This is a genomic window from Pseudomonas sp. Irchel s3f19 (genome assembly GCF_900187555.1).
Lineage (GTDB): Bacteria > Pseudomonadota > Gammaproteobacteria > Pseudomonadales > Pseudomonadaceae > Aquipseudomonas > Aquipseudomonas capeferrum.
Map to the genome: position 1 here is coordinate 1 of NZ_FYDW01000012.1, position 19,260 is coordinate 19,260.

Annotated in this window: 22 protein-coding genes and 1 pseudogene; 13 read left to right on the top strand and 10 right to left on the bottom strand. The window is 63.3% G+C overall.

The window, feature by feature from the left end; translation table 11 throughout:
* Together CKW22_RS21810 and tnpB are read left to right on the top strand one after the other, a co-directional pair.
* Window positions 1-176 (top strand): annotated as a pseudogene (locus tag CKW22_RS21810) (IS630 family transposase); the annotation flags it as partial.
* A gap of 148 nt (window positions 177-324) precedes the next feature.
* The gene (gene tnpB / locus CKW22_RS21815; protein ID WP_256577329.1) at window positions 325-684 is read left to right on the top strand and encodes an IS66 family insertion sequence element accessory protein TnpB; all 360 of its coding nucleotides are present in this window, start codon (window positions 325-327) and stop codon (window positions 682-684) included.
* Window positions 685-866: 182 nt separating this feature from the next.
* Here the strand turns inward: tnpB and CKW22_RS27620 are convergent, their stop codons facing one another.
* The 3 genes from CKW22_RS27620 to CKW22_RS21835 all read right to left on the bottom strand — a co-directional run bounded on the left by CKW22_RS27620 (window position 867) and on the right by CKW22_RS21835 (window position 3,211).
* Window positions 867-1,382 (bottom strand): hypothetical protein, encoded by a 516-nt coding sequence (locus CKW22_RS27620; protein ID WP_177447959.1) that lies wholly within the window; start codon window positions 1,380-1,382, stop codon window positions 867-869.
* Window positions 1,382-2,002 (bottom strand): hypothetical protein, encoded by a 621-nt coding sequence (locus tag CKW22_RS21830; protein ID WP_095065089.1) that lies wholly within the window; start codon window positions 2,000-2,002, stop codon window positions 1,382-1,384. Before CKW22_RS21830 ends, CKW22_RS27620 begins: the two co-directional genes overlap by 1 nt.
* Window positions 2,003-2,299: 297 nt before the next feature.
* The gene (locus CKW22_RS21835) at window positions 2,300-3,211 is read right to left on the bottom strand and encodes an AraC family transcriptional regulator (protein ID WP_047583893.1); all 912 of its coding nucleotides are present in this window, start codon (window positions 3,209-3,211) and stop codon (window positions 2,300-2,302) included.
* Between the two features lie 102 nt (window positions 3,212-3,313).
* On the opposite strand from CKW22_RS21835, the gene CKW22_RS21840 reads away from it, so the two are divergent.
* Genes CKW22_RS21840 through CKW22_RS21860 form a run of 5 tightly spaced genes read left to right on the top strand, consistent with a single transcriptional unit; the run spans window position 3,314 to window position 7,751 of the window.
* Window positions 3,314-3,874, top strand: coding sequence for a carboxymuconolactone decarboxylase family protein (locus tag CKW22_RS21840; RefSeq protein WP_033697343.1), 561 nt, complete (start codon window positions 3,314-3,316; stop codon window positions 3,872-3,874).
* Window positions 3,875-3,921: 47 nt separating this feature from the next.
* A complete protein-coding gene (locus tag CKW22_RS21845; protein ID WP_033697344.1) occupies window positions 3,922-4,986 on the top strand; it encodes an acyl-CoA dehydrogenase family protein in 1,065 nt (354 codons plus the stop codon).
* The gene (locus CKW22_RS21850) at window positions 4,983-5,804 is read left to right on the top strand and encodes an ABC transporter ATP-binding protein (RefSeq protein ID WP_033697346.1); all 822 of its coding nucleotides are present in this window, start codon (window positions 4,983-4,985) and stop codon (window positions 5,802-5,804) included. Before CKW22_RS21845 ends, CKW22_RS21850 begins: the two co-directional genes overlap by 4 nt.
* A complete protein-coding gene (locus CKW22_RS21855) occupies window positions 5,791-6,996 on the top strand; it encodes an ABC transporter substrate-binding protein (RefSeq protein ID WP_033697347.1) in 1,206 nt (401 codons plus the stop codon). Before CKW22_RS21850 ends, CKW22_RS21855 begins: the two co-directional genes overlap by 14 nt.
* Window positions 6,996-7,751 carry an ABC transporter permease gene (locus CKW22_RS21860; protein ID WP_033697348.1) on the top strand — a complete coding sequence of 252 codons (756 nt, stop codon included), beginning with the start codon at window positions 6,996-6,998 and terminating at the stop codon, window positions 7,749-7,751. The genes CKW22_RS21855 and CKW22_RS21860 overlap by 1 nt, the downstream gene beginning before the upstream one ends.
* Before the next feature lie 33 nt (window positions 7,752-7,784).
* Here CKW22_RS21860 and CKW22_RS21865 read toward each other — a convergent pair whose 3' ends face one another.
* Window positions 7,785-8,471 carry a GNAT family N-acetyltransferase gene (locus tag CKW22_RS21865; RefSeq protein WP_033697350.1) on the bottom strand — a complete coding sequence of 229 codons (687 nt, stop codon included), beginning with the start codon at window positions 8,469-8,471 and terminating at the stop codon, window positions 7,785-7,787.
* Window positions 8,472-8,551: 80 nt separating this feature from the next.
* Window positions 8,552-9,493: an N-acetyl-gamma-glutamyl-phosphate reductase gene (gene argC, locus CKW22_RS21870; protein ID WP_095065091.1), complete on the bottom strand. Its 942-nt coding sequence runs from the start codon at window positions 9,491-9,493 to the stop codon at window positions 8,552-8,554.
* Between the two features lie 104 nt (window positions 9,494-9,597).
* Here argC and CKW22_RS21875 point away from each other — a divergent pair, with 104 nt between their 5' ends.
* Complete coding sequence (locus tag CKW22_RS21875; protein ID WP_033697352.1) at window positions 9,598-10,476, top strand: LysR family transcriptional regulator; 879 nt, start codon at window positions 9,598-9,600, stop codon at window positions 10,474-10,476.
* A 368-nt stretch (window positions 10,477-10,844) separates the two neighbouring features.
* Here CKW22_RS21875 and CKW22_RS21880 read toward each other — a convergent pair whose 3' ends face one another.
* Together CKW22_RS21880 and CKW22_RS21885 are read right to left on the bottom strand one after the other, a co-directional pair.
* Window positions 10,845-11,495, bottom strand: coding sequence for a TIGR04211 family SH3 domain-containing protein (locus CKW22_RS21880; protein WP_033697353.1), 651 nt, complete (start codon window positions 11,493-11,495; stop codon window positions 10,845-10,847).
* 203 nt (window positions 11,496-11,698) lie between these two features.
* Window positions 11,699-12,748 (bottom strand): cytochrome D1 domain-containing protein, encoded by a 1,050-nt coding sequence (locus CKW22_RS21885; RefSeq protein ID WP_160015223.1) that lies wholly within the window; start codon window positions 12,746-12,748, stop codon window positions 11,699-11,701.
* 140 nt (window positions 12,749-12,888) lie between these two features.
* Between CKW22_RS21885 and CKW22_RS21890 the strand changes: the two genes are divergently transcribed.
* Window positions 12,889-13,368 (top strand): VOC family protein, encoded by a 480-nt coding sequence (locus CKW22_RS21890; RefSeq protein WP_033697354.1) that lies wholly within the window; start codon window positions 12,889-12,891, stop codon window positions 13,366-13,368.
* A 44-nt stretch (window positions 13,369-13,412) separates the two neighbouring features.
* On the opposite strand, the gene CKW22_RS21895 is transcribed toward CKW22_RS21890, so the two are convergent.
* Complete coding sequence (locus CKW22_RS21895) at window positions 13,413-15,164, bottom strand: BCCT family transporter (RefSeq protein WP_095065095.1); 1,752 nt, start codon at window positions 15,162-15,164, stop codon at window positions 13,413-13,415.
* Between the two features lie 312 nt (window positions 15,165-15,476).
* Between CKW22_RS21895 and CKW22_RS21900 the strand changes: the two genes are divergently transcribed.
* The 4 genes from CKW22_RS21900 (at window position 15,477) to CKW22_RS21915 (ending at window position 17,649) form a co-directional block, all read left to right on the top strand.
* A complete protein-coding gene (locus tag CKW22_RS21900; protein WP_033697356.1) occupies window positions 15,477-15,794 on the top strand; it encodes a hypothetical protein in 318 nt (105 codons plus the stop codon).
* 8 nt (window positions 15,795-15,802) lie between these two features.
* On the top strand, window positions 15,803-16,003 hold the full coding sequence (locus tag CKW22_RS21905; RefSeq protein ID WP_033697358.1) for a DUF1289 domain-containing protein: 201 nt from the start codon (window positions 15,803-15,805) through the stop codon (window positions 16,001-16,003).
* A gap of 52 nt (window positions 16,004-16,055) precedes the next feature.
* On the top strand, window positions 16,056-16,697 hold the full coding sequence (locus CKW22_RS21910; RefSeq protein ID WP_033697360.1) for a LysE family translocator: 642 nt from the start codon (window positions 16,056-16,058) through the stop codon (window positions 16,695-16,697).
* 136 nt (window positions 16,698-16,833) lie between these two features.
* Window positions 16,834-17,649 carry an ABC transporter substrate-binding protein gene (locus CKW22_RS21915; RefSeq protein WP_033697361.1) on the top strand — a complete coding sequence of 272 codons (816 nt, stop codon included), beginning with the start codon at window positions 16,834-16,836 and terminating at the stop codon, window positions 17,647-17,649.
* Here CKW22_RS21915 and CKW22_RS21920 read toward each other — a convergent pair.
* Together CKW22_RS21920 and CKW22_RS21925 are read right to left on the bottom strand one after the other, a co-directional pair.
* Window positions 17,643-18,236: an NTP transferase domain-containing protein gene (locus CKW22_RS21920; protein WP_033697363.1), complete on the bottom strand. Its 594-nt coding sequence runs from the start codon at window positions 18,234-18,236 to the stop codon at window positions 17,643-17,645. The genes CKW22_RS21915 and CKW22_RS21920 overlap by 7 nt on opposite strands.
* Window positions 18,218-19,246: an XdhC family protein gene (locus CKW22_RS21925; protein ID WP_033697364.1), complete on the bottom strand. Its 1,029-nt coding sequence runs from the start codon at window positions 19,244-19,246 to the stop codon at window positions 18,218-18,220. The genes CKW22_RS21920 and CKW22_RS21925 overlap by 19 nt, the downstream gene beginning before the upstream one ends.
* Window positions 19,247-19,260: the final 14 nt, after the last annotated feature.

The window sequence follows — 19,260 nt, forward strand, 5'->3', positions numbered from 1 at the left end:
CGCTGAGCGAGAAGTGGATCAAGCGGCAGGCACATGTCAGCGTTAAAGATCTGGAGGGGTCGATCGAGTACTACCTGGAAACCTACAACCAGAACCCGAAGCCATTTCGGTGGCACAAGAAGGCCGAGGACATCCTTGCCTCAGTCGCTCGCGCGGCGCGAGCGCTGGGCAAATGATTTTCAGCGGTATTTCTGAAACACCACACTAAATCCCGCAAATCCAATTACTGCCGTTTAAATGTAAGGGATCCATCATCCCCACATTCCAAGCGTCCACCTGATGCCCGATGCTGCGCTCCCGATTTCTTTCAGGAGCCCGCCCGCCATGATGCGACCCGACAGCAAAGTCGAAAAGGTGTACCTCTATCTCAAGCCCGTAGACTTCCGAAAGTCCATCGACGGCCTCACCGCGCTGGTCGAGTTGGATATCAAGGTCGCCGTGTTCGACCCCGTACTGTTCGTTTTCCTCAATAAAGCTCGCAATCGCATCAAGGTGTTGTATTGGGAGCGCAACGGCTTCTGTCTTTGGCTCAAACGCCTCGAAGCCGAACGTTTCAAAACCTCTCCCGACGCCAGCGACGAAGCGATTGTCCTGACCGTCCAAGAACTGAACTGGCTACTCGACGGTTTCGACCTCTGGCGCAACCGTCCGCATCAGGTTCTGACGCCCCGTTTCGTCGCCTGACCCGGTAATCCGGGCCATGATTTCAGTGCCCGAACCTCCCGGATGACCCTGTTCTGCTCAAGCAAATGCTGCTTGAGAGTTACGCTGCTCGTGCGTGTGAGCAATCGGCTGCCCGTGTGCGCGCGCAGGAGGTCAAGGAGGCTTATGCGACACACATCGACGACCTGAAAGAGCAGATCAAGTTATGGATAGGTGGGGTTCATGGATCGCACTCCCTCATGCAGGGCGCAAGCGTGGGTTATGTATTTGTGCGTCTCCGCGAAATTACCCAGCAAAATCCGCAGGGGCTTGTCGACTTGCCAGAGGTCGACGGTACCTTCGGCTTCGATATCGCCATCGACTGCAGTGTGGGTACCCAGGCGCACGTATTTACCTAGTTCTGACGCCTCCAGTTGTTCGCGGAAATAGGCGGACGATGCTTCCTTCGTGGTGTGTTCCCCGAATTTAAAGCTCAACCTTGGGCCTACTGGCATACCGGTCTCATCATCATGGACAAAGAGCAAACGTTCAGTGGTGGCATCCCTGCTGTCCAGCTTCAAGTGCGTGTTGCAGCGGCGCCAACCGATATTGCTCTGATCGGTCGCGGGCAATTCGGGTTTCTGGCCGCCCGCAGGTTTTTCAGTGCTCGGCTCTATTTTTATGCGCCCATACTCGTCGGCAACAAACTTCCACTCATCGGCCTGATAGGAGTCACCCATCAGGCGCTTTTGAACGCGTTCTGATATTCCTCTACGGTGTCCTCGTTGATACCGTCGGGGAGTGCCGAAGTGTCGCCTACATAATAGTAAAAACTGATAGAGCCTTGAAAAGGAATAGCGCAGTCCCCTGCGCGGATAGACTGTTGCTCCTCAATGGCGCGGTGAACAAGGGCGTTGTCGGCGTAAGCAGGGAGGTTGGTGAGGCTTTCTGTCGCCTTGAGCTGGTACTCGCCGACCCATGTTCTGTTATACGGTATACTGCCGTAGCCATAATAAATATTTAAATTTTTATTTGACGGAGCAAACTCTATAAGGAAGGGGTTAGGTGATAACTTATTTATCCCCGGACTTGGGCGTGCAACTTTGATCCAGCCTGCATCTAGAAGTGATCGTAACGCCATGCCGGCGCGTAGCCGCATGCTGCCGAGCCCGGGAATATTGTTTATGTCTGACCATGCTATTCTTTCGGACTTGCCATCGATCTCTACGGTGACTGAGGTTTCACCGCCCGTGACCCATATGCACTTTTTCCCATCAATTTCAAGCGCGTCACCCTTTTTATAATATTTCTCTACCGTGTCCCTGGTGAAGCTTGTCGTTGGCTTACTTGAAGAGGTCATGGGCTTTCATCCTGGTCGAGATAAAAAGTTCAAGTTGCCGCGCGCACATGTCGTGTTCGCCGCACGGGCGGGACGATTCGTTGGTTTGCTGAGAAAGGCTATGGCCGGCCCGGATGACACACAACTGGTAAAAATGTCAGTGGCAATAAGTTAAATAAGCGCTACATCCGGCCGCCGGCAATCGCCCATCTATCGATGGGCGTAGACGCGCTTTGATTGCCAAGCGCGATGTATCGAGTTCGAACATGCAGCGCAGCAGGTCCGTCCCGACCTGGCGCAGTGATAGGGCCTGTACGTTCAGCGGCTCACGTGTTGCCGCCGATAGGCCCCCGGCTGCTGGCCCACCGCCTTGGCAAAGGCCCGGGTAAACGCCGCCACCGATTGGTACCCCACCTGCGCGCCCACTTGCTCCACGGTATTGCCCGCCCGTAGCAGCTGACTGGCATGGCGCATGCGCAGCGCCAGCAGCACTTGCCCCGGAGATTGCCCGGCCAGTTCATTGAAACGCTTGAAAAACGCCGACCGCGACAAGCCGGTGCAGGCGGCCATGCTCTCCAGTGTCCAGGCTTGCCCCGGTTGCTCGATCAACTGTTCCAGCAGCCCGGCAAACGCCGGCTGGCGGGCGAGGGCGACCAGCCCGCTCAGTGACTGCCCGACATTGACCTGCTGGCGCAGCACGTACAGGAACAACAGGTGCGTCAGCCGCTCCAGCAACGTCTGTGACGGGCCGGCGGTGCGCCGACATTCTTCCAGAATCAGCTCGAACAGCGCCCGCGCTGCACTGCCGGCGGGGTCTTCGGCGCGCAGCAGGATCCAGTCGGCGAGGCCTTCGACAATCAGTGAAGAAAGGCCGGACTGGAAATGGAAGAAGCCACAAACCAGCCCGACGCCGTCGCGGGCTTCGCTATCCAGTGCCTGCATGGCCTGACGCGGTTGGGCGCAGGCGTCGACCGGGTCCTGCTCGCTGGAGAAGCGATAGGCAAGGTCGCGCAACAGGAATACTGCATCTCCCTTCTTCAGACGCACCGGTTGCGGCTGGCCGTCGATGTGCAGCCAGCAATATCCTTGCACCACCAAGTGGAAGCTGGCCCGCCCCATGCCCTGGGTGCTGGCGTGCCAGCCACCGCAATAGCGGCCGACATGAAACAGGCTGGCATCGAGCTCCAGGCCTTCTAATAACCAATCGACAAGGGGGCTGGACGAAATCATCTAATGCAAAGACTCAGGAGCAAGGAAAGGCGACTGATGAATATGGAGGCGAATTCTTATAACCAACAGACTGTAAGGACACCCACCACAGGAGACCACTCCATGTCCTCGCGCATTACTTTACACACGCTGCAGAGCGCCCCGGAAGCGGCCCGTCCATTCCTCGAGAACGCTCAGAAGAATTCTGGCTTCATCCCCAACCTGCTAGGCGTGCTGGCCAACGCCCCGGCCGCCCTGGAAACGTACGTGACCGTGTCGGCGCTCAATGGCAAGTCGGAGCTGACCCTGGCGGAGCGAGAGGTGGTGCAGCTGATTGCCGCTACCCAGCATGGCTGTGATTTCTGCGTCGCCGGTCACACTGCGGTGGCCCTGAACAAGGCCAAGCTGCCCCAGGCCGTGGTCGACGCGCTGCGCGCCCGTGGCGAACTGCCCGATGCCCGCTACGAAACCCTGGCCGCGTTTGCCCGTGAAGTGATCGCCACCCGTGGCAACGTCAGCGAGCCCACCTACCAGGCATTTCGCGATGCCGGCTTCAGCGAAGGCAACGCCCTGGAGGTGATTCTTGGCGTGAGCCTCGCAACCTTGTGCAACTTTGCTAATGTCTTCGCCCAGACACCGCTCAACGACGAACTCAGCAAGTACCGCTGGCAGCCGTCTGCGTAAGCCAAGTGTGGTGCCGGCCACGCCGGCGTTTTCAAAGGAGTAGAGACATGCTTGATCCCGCATTTCGGCAATGGCTGGATGCCAACGCCGAGGCAATCGACCAGGGCGTGTGCGACCCGCACCTGGTCCTGGCGCACATCGCCGAAGCGCAAGTGCTGCGCATCGGCGTCGATGCGGCCCTGGGCGGCACGGGCGGGCAGGTGACCGACGCGGTCGAAGCGATCGCGGCCATTGCCAGCCGTTCATTGGCGGCGGCGTTCGTCTGCTGGGGCCAGCGCGCCTTCATCGAATACCTGCTGCAAAGCCCCAACCAGCCGCTGCGCGAGCGCCTGTTGCCACGCCTGTTGACGGGCGAGCTGGCCGGTGCAACCGGGCTGTCCAATGCCATGAAGTTTCTCTCCGGCATCGAGAGCCTGCAGGTGCGAGGCCGCCAGAGCCGCGACGGGTGGCAGCTTGAAGGCCGGCTGCATTGGGTGACCAACCTGCGCAAGAGCGGTTTTGTGGTGGCGGCAGCCATCGAAGGTGATGCCGAAGGGGCACCGTTCGTGGTGGCCATTCCGTCCGAGGCGCAAGGGTTGGAGCGCTCGGACGACCTGCAACTGATGGGGCTGCAATCGAGCAATACCGCCGCGCTGGCGTTCCACCAAGTCGAGCTGGGCCGCGAGTGGCTGCTGCACGAGAATGCTCGCGCGTTCCTGCCCAAGGTGCGCCCGGCCTTCCTGGCACTGCAATGCGGCATGGCCATCGGCCTGGCCCGGCGGGCACTGGATGAGGTGGCGGAACACCTGCAAGGCCGTGGCTCGTTCCTCGACGAGGCCGGCCAGGTGCTAAAGGCGCGCCTGGAAAACACCGTGAGCGAACTCAAGCAGGGCCTGCTCGACGAGCGCTTCCTGCAGCAGCCAGCGGCGCTGTTCAAACTGCGCATCACCCTCGCCGAATGCGCTGCCGACGCGGTGCAGCTGGAGCTGCAGGCCAGTGGTGGCAAGGCCTACCTGAGCGAGTATGGCGAAGGCTTCGCCCGCCGTTGGCGCGAGTCGGCGTTCGTGCCGATCGTGACGCCGAGCCTGGTGCAACTGCGCGCCGAACTGCAACGCCAGGCGGGCGCCGCATGAGCGAGGTACTGCTCGACGCCCGTGCCATCAGCCTGGGCTACCCCCGCGAGGGGGGCTGGCAAGAGGTGCTGGCACAGTTCGACCTGCAGCTGGCGCCGGGCGAGGTGGTGAGCATCCTGGGCCCCAGTGGTGTCGGCAAGTCCAGCCTGTTGCGGGTGCTGGCGGGCTTGCAGGCGCCGCGTGGCGGTAGCGTGACGCTGCGCGGCGAGCCGCTGCAAGGGCCGCATCCGCGCCTGGCGGTGGCCTTCCAGGATCCCAGCCTGCTGCCCTGGTTGAGCCTTGAGAAGAACGTCGCCTTCGGCCTGGACTTCGCCCGCCAGCCCAAATTGGCGGCCAGCGAGCGGCGTGCGCGCATCGACCATGCGATTGCCGACGTGGGCCTCGCCCATGCGCGCAACCAGTACCCGGCGCAATTGTCCGGTGGCATGGCCCAACGCACCGCGCTGGCCCGCTGCCTGGCACGCCAACCTGAAGTGCTGTTGCTTGACGAGCCGTTTGGCGCCCTCGACGAGGTGACCCGGGCCGACATGCAGCAACTGCTGCTGCAACTGATCGCCACCCACAATACTGCGGCGGTGCTGATCACCCACGATATCGACGAAGCCCTGCTGCTGTCCGACCGGGTCCTGCTACTGGGCAACCACCCAGCGCATATCCTCGGCCAGTGGTGTATCGACCTGCCGCAGCCGCGCACGCACCGGGTCGAGGAACTGGGCGCCCTGCGCATCGAGATCGTCAAAACCCTTCGGCGGGCAAGCCGCACAGTCGAACCTTCCCCCACCCCCTTGCCCTCGGAGGCTGTCCATGTGCATGGATGACTGCTGTTCTGCTTCGTCGCGTCGCGACTTTCTCAAGCTTGGCGCCATGCTCACTGCCGCCGGTGCCTTGCCGTTGCTGTCGAGCTTGCAAGCCCGCGCGGCCGCCGAACCGGACGCGCCGGTGCGCATCGGCTACTTGCCGATCACCGACGCCACGCCGTTGCTGGTGGCGCACAACAATGGTCTGTTCGAGGCCGAAGGCATCAAGGCCGAGCGCCCGGTGCTGCTGCGCAGTTGGGCGCAGGTGATCGAGGCGTTCATCTCCGGTCAGGTCAACGTCATCCACCTGTTGTCGCCAATGACCGTATGGGCGCGCTACGCCAGCAAGGTGCCGGCCAAGGTTGTGGCCTGGAACCATGTCGGCGGTTCGGGCCTGACCGTGGCGCCCGACATCACCGACATGAAGCAACTGGGCGGCAAGACCGTCGCCATCCCGTTCTGGTACTCGATCCACAACGTCGTGCTGCAGCAGATGCTCAACGACAACGGCCTGACCCCGGTGTCCAAACCGGTCAATACGCAGCTTGCGGCCAACGAAGTCAACCTGCTGGTGCTGCCGCCGTCCGACATGCCACCGGCACTGGCCAGCAAGCGTATCGCTGGTTATATCGTCGCCGAACCGTTCAACGCCCTGGCCGAAAACCTCAAGGTTGGCCGTGTGCAGCGGTTTACCGGCGATGTCTGGCGCAACCACGCCTGCTGCGTGGTGTTCATGCACGAGCACGACCTCAACAACCGCCCGGAGTGGTCGCAGAAGGTGGTCAACGCCATTGTCAAGGCCCAGCAATGGACCCGCGAGCACCGCGCCGAAGCCGCCGCGTTGTTGTCCAAGGCCGGCCCCAACAAGTACACCCCGCACGAGCCTGCGGTGCTGAGCAAAGTCCTGGCCCCAGCCGCCGAGGACCGCGCAGCCTATATCGCCAGTGGTGCGATCCAGCACCAGCAATGGGACGAGCGGCGTATCGACTTCCAGCCTTACCCGTTCCCCAGCTACACCGAGGAGCTGGTCAAGCGCCTTCAGCGCACGTTGATCGAAGGCGACAGTGGTTTTCTCGCAGGCCTGGACCCGGCGCAAACCGCCCGCGACCTGGTCGACGACCGCTTCGTGCGCAACGCCATCGCGGCCGTTGGCGGGCCATCGGTGTTCGGTATTGCCGACAGTTTCGAGCGTAGCGAGGAGTTCGCGGTCTGATGGGCAAGCATGTGGTTCATACCGGCCTGGGCTTGGCCGGGCTGTTGCTGTTGCTGCTGGCGTGGTGGGCGGGTGTGGCGCTGTTTGGCGAGGCCGACGGCCTGTCGGCGCGCTTCTCGCCCGAGGCCACCCTGGCCAGCCTGGTCGAGCTGTTGGGGCAGGGCGAGGTCTACGGCCACGTGTGGGTCAGCCTCAAACGTATTTTGATCGGGCTGCTGCTGGCGCTGTTGATCGGCGTACCCCTCGGTTTGCTGGTAGGCAGCTACCGGCACCTGGAGGCGGCGACCACGCCGGCCTTCCAGTTTCTGCGGATGATTTCGCCGCTGTCGTGGATGCCGGTGGTGGTGATGCTGATGGGGGTGGGCGACCAGCCGATCTATTTCCTGCTGGCCTTCGCCGCGCTGTGGCCGATTCTGCTCAACACCGCTGCGGGCGTGCGCCAGCTCGACCCGCGCTGGTTGCAACTGAGCCGCAGCTTGAGTGCCACGCGCTGGGAGACGTTGTGCAAGGTGATCGTGCCGGGGGTGATCGGCCATGTGCTGACCGGTGTGCGCCTGGCCATCGGCATCCTGTGGATCGTGCTAGTGCCGTGCGAGATGCTAGGGGTCAGTGCGGGGTTGGGGTATTTCATTCTCGACACCCGCGACCGGCTGGCGTATTCGGAGCTGATGGCGATGGTGCTGCTGATCGGCGTGCTGGGCTTCATGCTCGATGCCCTGGCGCGTGGCTTGCATCGGCGCTGGGTGCATGGCTGAAAACAGTAGGGGCCGCTGTGCGGCCCCCCCGTATCAATGCACGGTCTTGCGCTGCCTTACACAGGCCTGCGCCTGAACAGCCAGCTCGTCCAGCCGCTCGTCGCGCATCTGCTCGGCCTCGATCATCGCATCCTCGCCCTGCTGGTTGAGCAGGTAGGTATGGATCTGATGTACCTCGGTGGTCTGGTAGATCGGCCCGATATCCAGCCGGCCAATCAACGCCCCGCTGGCTTGCCCGGTGCTGCTCATCAGCACCTGCGGCCCGTTGGCCGCCACCACCTGCATGCCCATCGCTTCGAACCACGGTACCTGGCCGGCAAAGGTGTTCAATTCGACGCAGGCATGGCGGGCCTGCAAATCACCCAGCAGGGCGCGGGCGATACCTTGGCGGCGATGGCTGGCGCGCACGGCGAGAAATGCCAGCGCGCAGGTGTCCGGGTCGTCATCGGCCGGCAACGCCAGGGCAAAGCCGAGCAATTGGTCCGGGGCCTCGGCATCCAGCGCCAAGGTCAGCGTCACCGACAGGCCACCGGTACCGTCCATGGCCTGCAGGTACTGGTGCACCTCCATCCCGACACCGTACTGGTACAGCGGATACAGCGGGTTGTCGGCAAGAATGGCAACGCTGCTCAATTCGCCGACGTGGTTGATCACCAGCTCACGGATCTGGTTCTGGAAAGACTCGGGCGGCACGCTGTCGAGGCGGCTCAGGATGAACATCGGGGGGCGGGCTCCGGCGGGTAGGAATACAACCCGCGCCTGGCTGACGCGGGTACTACAGTCTAACCGGTTTTGCCGAATCAGCCTTGCGCGTGTAGCGCCGCGAGCATCAGCTCGAGGTTTTGTACCGCCGCACCGGAGGCGCCCTTGCCAAGGTTGTCGAACACCGCAGTCAGCAGTACCTGGCCATGCTCCGGGTTGGCGTACAGCGCCAGGCGCAGGTCATTGCTGTCGTTCAGTGCTTCGGGGTCGAGCGCCGCCGCCGGGCCTTGCTGATGCAGGGGCATCAATTGCACGTGGCGAGCCCCTTCATAGTGCTGTTGCAGGCAGGCATGCAGCTGTTCGGCGCTGGCCTTGCCTGGCAGCAAGCGCAGTTGCAGCGGGATGCTGAGGACGATGCCCTGGCGATAGGCGCCGTAGCCGGGCATGAACACCGGCCGCGCCGACAGCCCGGCGTGCTGCTGGATCTCCGGCACATGCTTGTGCGCCAGCTCCAGGCCATACAGTTGCAAGGTCGGGGTTTTCTCGGTACCTGGCTGCTCATGGCGCTCGACCGCCGCGCGGCCGCCGCCGGAGTAGCCCGAGATGGCATGAATGCTCAGTGGGTAATCGGCTGGCAGCAGCCCGGCGCTGACCAACGGGCGCAGCAAGGCGATTGCTCCGGTGGGGTAGCAGCCAGGGTTGCTGACACGTTTGCTGTGGGCGATACGTTCGGCTTGCTGTTCATCCAGTTCTGGCAGGCCATAGACCCAACCTGGGCTGGTGCGGTGGGCGGAACTGGCGTCGATAACCCGTACCTGCGGGTTATGGATCGCCGCCACGGCTTCGCGCGCTGCGTCATCGGGCAGGCAGAGCACGGCGATGTCGGCGCTATTGATCGCTTCGGCGCGGCGTTGTGGGTGCTTGCGCTCGGCTTCGGGCAGGGTCAGCAGGCGCAAGTCGCTGCGCCCGTGCAGGCGGGCGTGAATCTGCAGGCCAGTGGTGCCTTGGTCACCGTCGATGAAGACAACAGGGGTGTGCATGGTCGGGGTCCGGTCGGGGGAGAGATGGCCTATGCTCGCCTGCGGCTGGACTAAAGGAAATTTGAATATCATGATGCTGATGTTCATTTTTACTGAAGCATGCCATGCGCGAAATCAGCCTTGACCGCCTCCGCACCCTGGTCGAAATCTCCGACCTGGGTTCTTTTGCCGAGGCCGCACGCCGGCTCAACCTGGCCCCGCCCACCATCAGCCTGCACGTGGCCGAGCTGGAGGCCCGGGTGGGCGCCCCCTTGCTCACCCGTAACCGTGGCCAGGTGCGCCCTACGGCCATTGGTGAGACGTTACTGGCCCGCGCCCGACGCCTGCTGGCCGACGCCGACCTGGCCCTGGAAGAGGTTCGCCGTCAGGTCGAGGGCCTGACCGGCCGGGTACGCCTGGGCGCCTCGACCGGCGCCATCGCCCACCTGTTGCCCAAGGCGCTGGAACACTTGCGTGTGGCTCACCCGGGGATCGACGTGCAGGTCCAGGTACTGACCTCCCAGGCGTCACTGGCGCGGCTGCGCGAGGGGGCTCTGGACATTGGCCTGGTGGCCTTGCCGCAAGTTGCGGGCAAGGGGCTGAAGGTCACCCCTTGGCGGCGCGACCCGATCCTGGCCTACGTGCCGGCCGACTGGCAGCCGCCGGCCAAGGTAACGCCGGCATGGTTGGCGCAGCGGGCGTTGATTCTGAATGACAGCAGCACGCAGTTGTCGCGGGTGACAGGGGAGTGGTTCGCGGCGGCGGGGTTGTTCCCCGCACCGCGCATCGAGCTGAACTACAACGATGCGATCAAGAGCCTGGTGGGGGCGGGGTACGGTGCGACGTTGCTGCCGCAGGAGGGCGACGCGGCGGAGCTGGACCGGCGTATTGCCCGCCGGCCGTTGCGTCCGGGGTTGTGGCGGCAGTTGGGGATTGCCTGCCGAGAGGGGCAGGTCGAGCGGGCCACGGGGTATGTGCTGGAGGCGCTGGAGCGGTTGTTGTAGGGCACCTGCTATAACAAGGGTCCTGGCAGTAGGACTTGGGAAAGCATCAGGGCTGGCGGGTGCATACCTTGATGCTTTCAGCACCGGTGAGATCGAGCGCCGCCCGCGCGGCGCTTCGCGGGGCAAGCCCGCTCCCACATCTGTTTCGGGCCAGTGAGTCCTGTTAAATAGGCGCGCGCCCCCTTGTTTGTACGACGCGATATCGAGGCGAGCACCAAAGGGCCGCGCGCCAATGCCTCAGGAATAATTGGCCCGAAACAGATGTGGGAGCGGGCTTGCCCCGCGAAGCGCCGCGCGGGCGGCGCTCGATCTCACCGGCGCTAAAACTCCCAAGGCATGCACCTTCCACCCCTAACGCCTAACCAACCTCAGAACCAGCGGTCGTTCTTCTTCCGCCCGCGGGTCAGCGCTGGCATGATCAACCCCACCAACAAACCCGCGCCCGCAATGCTGCCGCCATACACCATATAGCGCATCATCACCTGTTTGTTCTCGTCCCCCAGGCGCGCCTGGGTGTCGCGCAGGGTCGACTGGCTCTGGTCCAGCTGCTCATTCAGCGCCTGGTTGCGCGCCTCCAGCTCATCGATCAATTGCTTGCGCGAATCCAGCGTTTCCTGCATGCCCTGCACGCGGTTCTTCCAACTGTCATCGATGCTCTTGAGCTGCCCGGACAGGTCCGCCACTTGGGCATCGAGCTGCGGCAGCCGCTCGCCCTGGCCAGGCACGTCCTGCAGGTCGCTGCTGAGGATCCACACCAGGTCACCATTCTGCCCGCGTACCTGGCTGTAGCTGCCTTGGCTGCCGACCAGAGTCAGCTTTTGCCCAGACTTGAGCGTGCCGACAATGCGGTGGCCATCGGTCGGCCCGCTGCGCACATAGGTACTCAGGCTGTCACTGACCCAGCGCGCATCACTGGCAGGCGCTTCGGCATGCACCGGGGCGGCTAGAGCCACCAGGGCTGCGATCAAGCCGCCGCGCAGGGCTGGGAGGGCGGAAAATGTTGGACGGGAGTCGGGCATGTTGAGTCTTCGCTGAAACAGGACAAAAGTAGGCCCGATGACTGGGCCGATGAACCGGTCGGTGAGTTGACCGTCAGCGAAAGACCGTTTTTATGTAAGCAGGTTCACTACCTGATATCGGAAATGTCTGCAGAATGTTGCAAAAGCCGAGGTGTACGGCCTGTCGCGATGGTGGTTGAAACACCGCGACAGGCGCGTGGCGATCAGCTCTCTGGCTGCGGCACAATGGCCAGTGCATCAGGCTCCGGCCCGGTTTGCCAGCGTGCCTTCTCGCGCCAGTCAGCGGTATCGATGACGGCTATCTGGTCACCGCCGCTGATGGCCACGTAGACCCGTTTGCCATCCGGCGAGACCACCGCGCCGATGGGCAGGGCTTCGGCACCCAACAGTGTCTTGCGGTACTCGGCGCCTTCCTGAGCCAGGCTGATGCGCTTGATCTCGCGCTTGGCCGCGACGTCGAACACGGCCAGCTCCGCCGACTTGGCGCAGGTGACCAGAGCATGCTTGCCGTCCGGGGTCATGACGACGCGTATCGGAAACAGGCCGGTACGGAGGCGGTCGGTGACCTCTAGGCGTTCGGCATCGACGATCACCACTTCATTGCCTTCGCGATTGCTGACCCACACCTGGGCGCCCGTCTGGGTCACCGCAACGCCCTCGCTGCCGTTGCCGGTGGGGATGTCAGCGATCTTCTTCTTGTGCAGCAAGTCGATGACCGACAACGTGCCGGAGTCTACATGGGTCACGTAGGCGCGGTCCGCACCGGGCGACAGGGCGACCATGTGCGGCTTGCCGCCGCCGACGTCGATGCGGTCGAGGACCTGGCCCTGGGCCAGGTCGACAATCAGCAAGCGCTCGCTGTCCTCGGTGGTAACCACCACCCTCTGGCTGTCTGGCAGGAAGCGGATGCCATGGGGGCGCGAGTCCTTGCCCAGGTCGATAGTGCGCACCACGCTGCGTGACGGCCAGTCGATCACGCTCAGGCTGTTGTTGGCGGTGCCGTGGGCGCCATAGTTGGCCACCACGGCCAAGCGGCCATTGCTGGCAACTACCACCTCGTGCGGGCCGGTGCCCACGGGCAGGCGGACCAGTTCCTTGCCGTTGCTGATGTCCAGTGCCGAGACACTGGCATCGGCCTTGTTGCCCACCAGCAGCACATCCTGCGCCTGAACCAGCGACGCGCAGGCCAGTAGTGCGCCAGCCAAGGCCAGGTTACGGATGCGGAGGGCGATCGGGTTGTAAGGGTAGGGCATGTCCAGTCTCCTTTGGATTACAGTCCATGTTGCATGCTCATAGGGTGTGACCGGGGCAGGGTGGCAAGGGTTTCGTTTTTTTGCCGCGCCACGCTCACGATCTAGACTGAAGGGTTCACACCTGTTCATGGAGCTACACCATGACTGCCAAGAATACGGTTTGCCTCTGGTACAACAATGATGCCGAGGAGGCGGCGAACTTCTACGCCGTGACCTTCCCCGACAGCCGCGTGGTGGCGGTTCACCAGGCCCCCAGTGATTACCCGTCGGGCAAGGCTGGTGATGTGATCACCGTCGAATTCACCGTGATGGGCGTGCCCTGCGTAGGGCTTAACGGCGGCACGGCGTTCAAGCACAGCGAAGCGTTCTCGTTCCAGGTCAGCACTGAAGACCAGGCCGAGACTGACCGCCTGTGGAACGCCATCGTCAGCAATGGCGGCGAAGAGAGCGTCTGCGGCTGGTGCAAGGATCGATGGGGGGTATCGTGGCAGATCTGCCCGCGCATCCTGATCGAGGCCCTCGGCAACCCCGACCGGGCGGCGGCCAAGCGGGCCTTCGAGGCCATGATGGAAATGGGCAAGATCGATGTCGCCGGGATCGAGGCGGCCTTGAAGGGCTGACGGCGAGCAACCCAGGGGCCGACTGGCGGCCCCTGGGTTGCTGCTTAGTCGTTCAACTCCACGTCGGCCTGGGGTTGTGTCTGCTTGGTCGCAGACTTCTTCTCCTGCACCACGATGTAGAACTCCTCGCCATGTTTCACCGCGCCATACAGCACGGCCTTTTCGATCAGCTCGGTACCCCGCAGATGCCGCAGCATCATCGGGTCCTTGCGCAGGTCGCGGTACAGCGCCAGGCACAACAGCACCATCACTACGACAAACGGCAGCGCCACCACGATCGTCAGGTTCTGTAACCCCGTCAGTGCCTCGCCGGGGTTGCTGGGGTCGCCGATCGCCAACATGACCGCCGCCACCGTGCCGGTCAGCGCCCCCCAGAAGATCACGGTGCGCCGCGACGGCGCGGTGGTGCCGTGTTCCGACAGGGTGCCCATGACCAGTGAGGCGGCATCGGCGCCGGAGACGAAGAAGATGCCCACCAGGATCATCACCAGCACCGAGGTCAACGAGGCCAGCGGGTAGCTGTCCAGCAACTGATAGAGCGCGTGGTTGCTGTTGACGGCGCCATTGACCAGCGCGAAGCTGCCCTCGCGCAGGGCATCGATCGCCGCACCGCCGAAAATGGTGAACCACACCAGGCTGACCAGGCTCGGTACCAGCAGCACCCCGGTGACGAACTGGCGAATGGTGCGGCCGCGGCTGATGCGGGCAATGAACATGCCGACGAAAGGCGTCCAGGAAATCCACCAGGCCCAATAGAACACGGTCCAGCCGGCCAGCCAGCTGTCCATCTGCTCACCGCCGCTGGCGTTGGTGCGTGCCATCATTTCTGGCAGCAGCTTGATGTAGATGCCGATCGAGGTGGGCAGCAGGTTGAGCATCAACAGCGTCGGGCCGACCAGGAAGACGAAGGCCGCCAGCACCAGTGCCAGCACCATGTTGGTGTTGGACAACCACTGGATACCCTTGCCGATGCCGGACACTGCGGAGGTGACGAAGGCAATGGTCAGCAAGGTGATGATCGAGATGTAGAACAGCTTGCCGGGGCTCTCGATCCAGCCGTTGTATTCCAGGCCGCCGGCGATTTGCAGGGCGCCCAGGCCGAGCGAGGCGGCAGAGCCGAACAGCGTGGCGAAAATCGCCATCATGTCGATCACGCGGCCGACGGGGCCGTTGGCGTGCTTGCCGATCAGCGGCCGAAAGGCCGTGGAAATCAATTGCGAACGCCCGCGGCGGAACGTGCCGTAAGCAATCACCAGGCCGACGATGGCGTACATGGCCCAGGGGTGCAGGGTCCAGTGGAACAACGTGGTGGCCATGGCCACCTGCATCGCCTCGCTCGATTGCCCGGTCGTCGTTCCGGGAGGGGGCGTCACATAGTGCGACAAGGGCTCGGCAACGCCGAAGAACATCAGGCCGATGCCCATGCCGGCGCTGAACATCATGGCCACCCAGGAGACGGTACGGAATTCTGGCGCTTCGCCATCACGCCCCAGCGGGATCCTGCCATAGCGGCTGGCGGCTAGCCACAGCACGAAGATGACGAACACGGTCGAGGTGAGTACGAAGAACCAGCCAAAGTTGAGAATGACCCAGGACTGTGCCGACGACGCGCTGGCGGCAAGGCTGGCCTGGCTGACGAAGCCCCAGATGACGAAGGCAATGGCCAGAATGCTGGTGATGCCGAAGACGATCCAGTCGATCTTGCCCTCCAAGTGCCTGTCCTGGCGGGCCTCGGCGGTTTTCGAGGGGTCCGTAACGCCAAGGTCGAGCGTTTCGGTGATGTGTTCCTTTGCCATGAATAGTGATGCCCCTTTGTGGCTTACCTGCGTATGCAGGCTTGTTGTTGTGGGCTGCCGGGGTCGGTGACGGTCTCGGCGGGAAGTGCAGCTGGCCGAATTATCCTGCTTGGCAAACAGCGGCTCCTGTCCCGATAACGCCCTGGGGCGTCCACTGAACGACCTGTTTAATACTTTTAGTTCCGGGGGCGATGGCCCTTTCTGCGCTGCGTTCTGGTACCCTGATGGGCATTAACCTGGCCTGCATTCCCGAGCACCGTAGAAGCGGCGTTGCCTGCGGGCCTGGCCTTACCAGGAAACGGAGATTCGTCAATGGCCACTGACCGTGTGAGCCTGATTCATTTCGATAAATTGAGCATGAGCCCGGCTGCTGCCGATCGGTTCCAGACAGCCCTCGACGCGCTGGAAGCGCTCAAGCTGCAGGACCGTTACGTGTACCTCGTTGCTCCTTATCTGGGTGATATCGCCGACGCCTCCGACCGTGAGCAGCTGGCCACGGCCATGGAGCAGGGCATCCGCGTCGTGCATGACCTGTTGGCCGCCAAGTCGATCACCAAGGTGAAGTCCGAAGAGCTGTGCAACGTGTTTGAAAACGCCGCCGAGCGTGTGCGCGCTGAAATGCCGGCCTGAAGGGTGCAATGGCCAAGGACATAGACAACCCCTGCGTTTCGCTATGCCAGCTCAACAGCGAGCTGTGCGTCAGCTGTGGCCGCAGCCGTGAAGAAATCCGCAAGTGGCGTGGCATGAAGCGCCCGGAGAAGATGGCCACCGTGCAGCGGGCGGCCACGCGGATGAAAGCCATCGTCAAGAAGAGCGCGAAGCGGCAGAATGCCAACTGACCTTCGCATGCTGTTATAACCGCGTCCCCTGAAACTTTATCGAGCCTGGAAAATGGATTCTCACTCGCTTCTTGCCTTTACCCTGGTTGCCGCGATCGCCATCGCCAGCCCTGGCCCTGCGACCTTGATGGCGATCAACAACAGCCTGGCCCATGGGCAACGCAGCGCGGTCTGGTCTTCACTGGGCAATGGCTCGGGCCTGTTCTGCCTGTCGGCAGCGGCCATGCTCGGGTTGGGGGCGTTGCTGGCAAGCTCCGAAGTGCTGTTCAACGCCGTCAAGATCATCGGCGCGGGTTACCTGTTCTACCTCGGCGCACGGCAGTTGTTGAAGAAGAGCCCGATGCTGGAGGAGGGCGCCACCGCCGGGGTGGCCAAGGAGCGGCCGACACCGCTCAAGCTGTACAAGTCAGCATTCCTGACGGCGGTCACCAACCCCAAGGCGACCATGTTCTTCACCGCGCTGTTCCCGCAGTTCATCGACCAGGGCGCCGCGTTGCTGCCGCAGTTCCTGATCCTTACCGGGATCTTCGTCGCCTTGTCGCTCATTTCACTGACCCTTTACGCCGCGCTGGCCTCGCGGGCCAAGGGCGTGTTGACCCGGCCGGCGCTTTCGCGCTGGGTGAGCCGGGTCGTGGGCACGACCTTCATCGGCTTTGGTGCGGCGATTCTCACAATCCGTCGACAGTCGGCGTAGGTCTTTGCGGGCCGCCTGACGACGCGCAGCGGCCCTGGCAACTCGCCGGTCGATGAAAACCCTGGCGGCTGGCTGCCGATGGGCCAGACTGTCTACACCACGCGAAGCCAGATGCCCCATGTGCCGAGGGTTGTAGATGATCGAGCGTTGCTTTCGCCACGCCTTGCTGTCGTTGCTGTGCGCGCTGCTGCCCGCGGTTGCAGGCGCGCAGGAGGCCTGCCAGCGCCTGACGGCCACCGGTAACCCCGAATACCCCCCTTATTTGTGGCGCGACCCGCATGACCCTCACCAGTTGATCGGTGCCAATGCCGACCTGCTCAAATACTTGGGCAAGCAACTTGGGCTAGAGATCGAAGTGGTTTACGGGGGGCCGTGGTCACGTGCCCAGGAGCAAGTGCGCACCGGCCGTATCGACCTGCTTGCCGGGTATTTTCTGACCCAGGCACGGCAGCAGATGATGGACTTCATAAGCCCGGCCTTCCTGCACACGCCCAGCGTGGTCTGGGTACGCCAGCAAGGGGCCTTTGTCTACCATCAATGGGCTGACCTGCAAGGCCGCAAAGGCGGGACCCTGGTCAATAACAGCCACGGCCAGCAGTTCGATGACTATGCCAAGGCCAACCTCACGCTCGAAGCGGTGCCCAGTGCCAAGCAGGCTTTCGAGAAGCTGCTGCTCAAGCGCAGCGACTACGTGGTGTTCGAGCACTATCCAGGCATGGCGTTGGCGCAGACGCTGGGCATGCAAGACAGCCTGCAGGTGCTGGACCCGCCGGTGTCCAGCGAAGGCTTGTACCTGGCGCTGTCGCATCAATCACCGTGCAACCAGCCGCAGTTGCGCGAAGACCTGGCACGGGAGATGAAAGCGATCGTTTCCGGCGCATTGCCAGAACAGTTGTTGCGCCAGAACCTGGAGCGCTGGCATCAACAGCACACAGCAGCCATTGTTCAATGACCCATCGGTAAACCGAGGGCCTGAGGGACATCCACGTCCAGCACCACCCCGGCATCGTCAACGGCGACCGTGATACAGGCGTGCGGGTTGTCCAGAATGACCTGCCGGCCGCCCTGATCACCTTGCAGTTGCGCCAGCGCCGGCCAGAACGCACGGCCGAAAATCACCGGATGCCCGCGCTGACCCTGGTACTGCGGCAACACGATGTGTGCTGCGCTTGCTTGCCGGCAAAGTGTTTGCAAGCTGCCAGGTGCGATCCATGGCATATCCGCCAACAGCACCGCCACCGCCTGGGCCTGTGTCTGCAGCAGCGCCGTCACCCCGGCCGCGAGGCTGGTGCCCATGCCAAGCGCTGCCTGCTCGGCCCGCACGATATGGGCCCGCGGGTCGATACCCAGGTGCTGCGCATCGTCACCCGGCCGTAGCACGACGTGCACATCTGCAAAATGATCGAATGCGCGCGCCAATGCCGTCGCCAGCAGGGTGTGCCCGGAGGGCAGCCGTGCCAGGCGTTTGTCGCTGCCAAAGCGCTGCGCACGCCCGGCCGCCAGCACCAGCGCGGTGCAGATCACAGGTTGTGCTGGCACGCCTCGGCCTCCCGGGCAAGCTTGGCCTTGGTCACGTTGACTGCCCCAGGCAGGCTCACGTCATTCTTGGCTGCGAGGATCTCGGCCATGACGCTGACGGCGATTTCGGCCGGGGTCTTGCTGCCGATGTAGATGCCGATAGGGCCGTGCAGGCGCTTGAGGGTGGCTTCGGTTTCGCCAAAGTGTTCGATCAGGCGCTCGCGTCGCAACTGGCTGTTGCGCCTGGACCCGATCGCGCCGATGTAGAACGCCGGGCTGTGCAGCGCCTCGAGCAAGGCCAGGTCGTCAAGTTTGGGGTCGTGGCTGACGGCAACGATGGCGCTACGCACGTCGGGGGCGAAGGTACGCACCACATCGTCCGGCATGCCGGCCAGTTTCGAGACGCCCGCGACGCCCCAGCCGCCCATGTATTCTGGCCGTGGGTCGCACACCGAAACGTTGAAGCCATTGAACAGCGCCATGGTCGCCAGGTACTCGGCCAGCGCGCCGGCGCCGATCAGCAGCACGCGGTAGCCAGGGCCGAGGGTGCTGAGCATGCGCTGGCCATCGAAGCTGAACTGCTCGGGCGTGCTGCTAGCCATGAGCGCGGCTTCGCCGCTGTGCAAGTCCAGTTCACGGCGCACCAGGCTGCCGCTGTCGAGGCAGGCCAGCAGTTGTTCGAGGTGTTCTGCCGAAGGTTCGAACTCGAGGACCAGTTGCAGGGTACCGCCACAGGGCAAGCCGAACCGGTGAGCGTCCTCGGCGCTGACACCGTAGCGCACCACCTCGGGCAGCCCGGTCTGCATACCTGGGCCACCGTAGGCAGTGGTGTAGCGGTGGATGAGGTCATCCTCGATGCAGCCACCGGACACGCTGCCGACCACGCGACCGTCGCTGCGCAGCGCCATCATCGAACCGACCGGGCGAGGGGACGAGCCCCAGGTGCGGGCCACAGTGGCCAGCAAGACGCGCTCGCCGCTGGCAAGCCAGTCGCGGGCGGTGCGCAGGACCAGCAGGTCGATGCTCTCCATCATCTTTCTCCAAA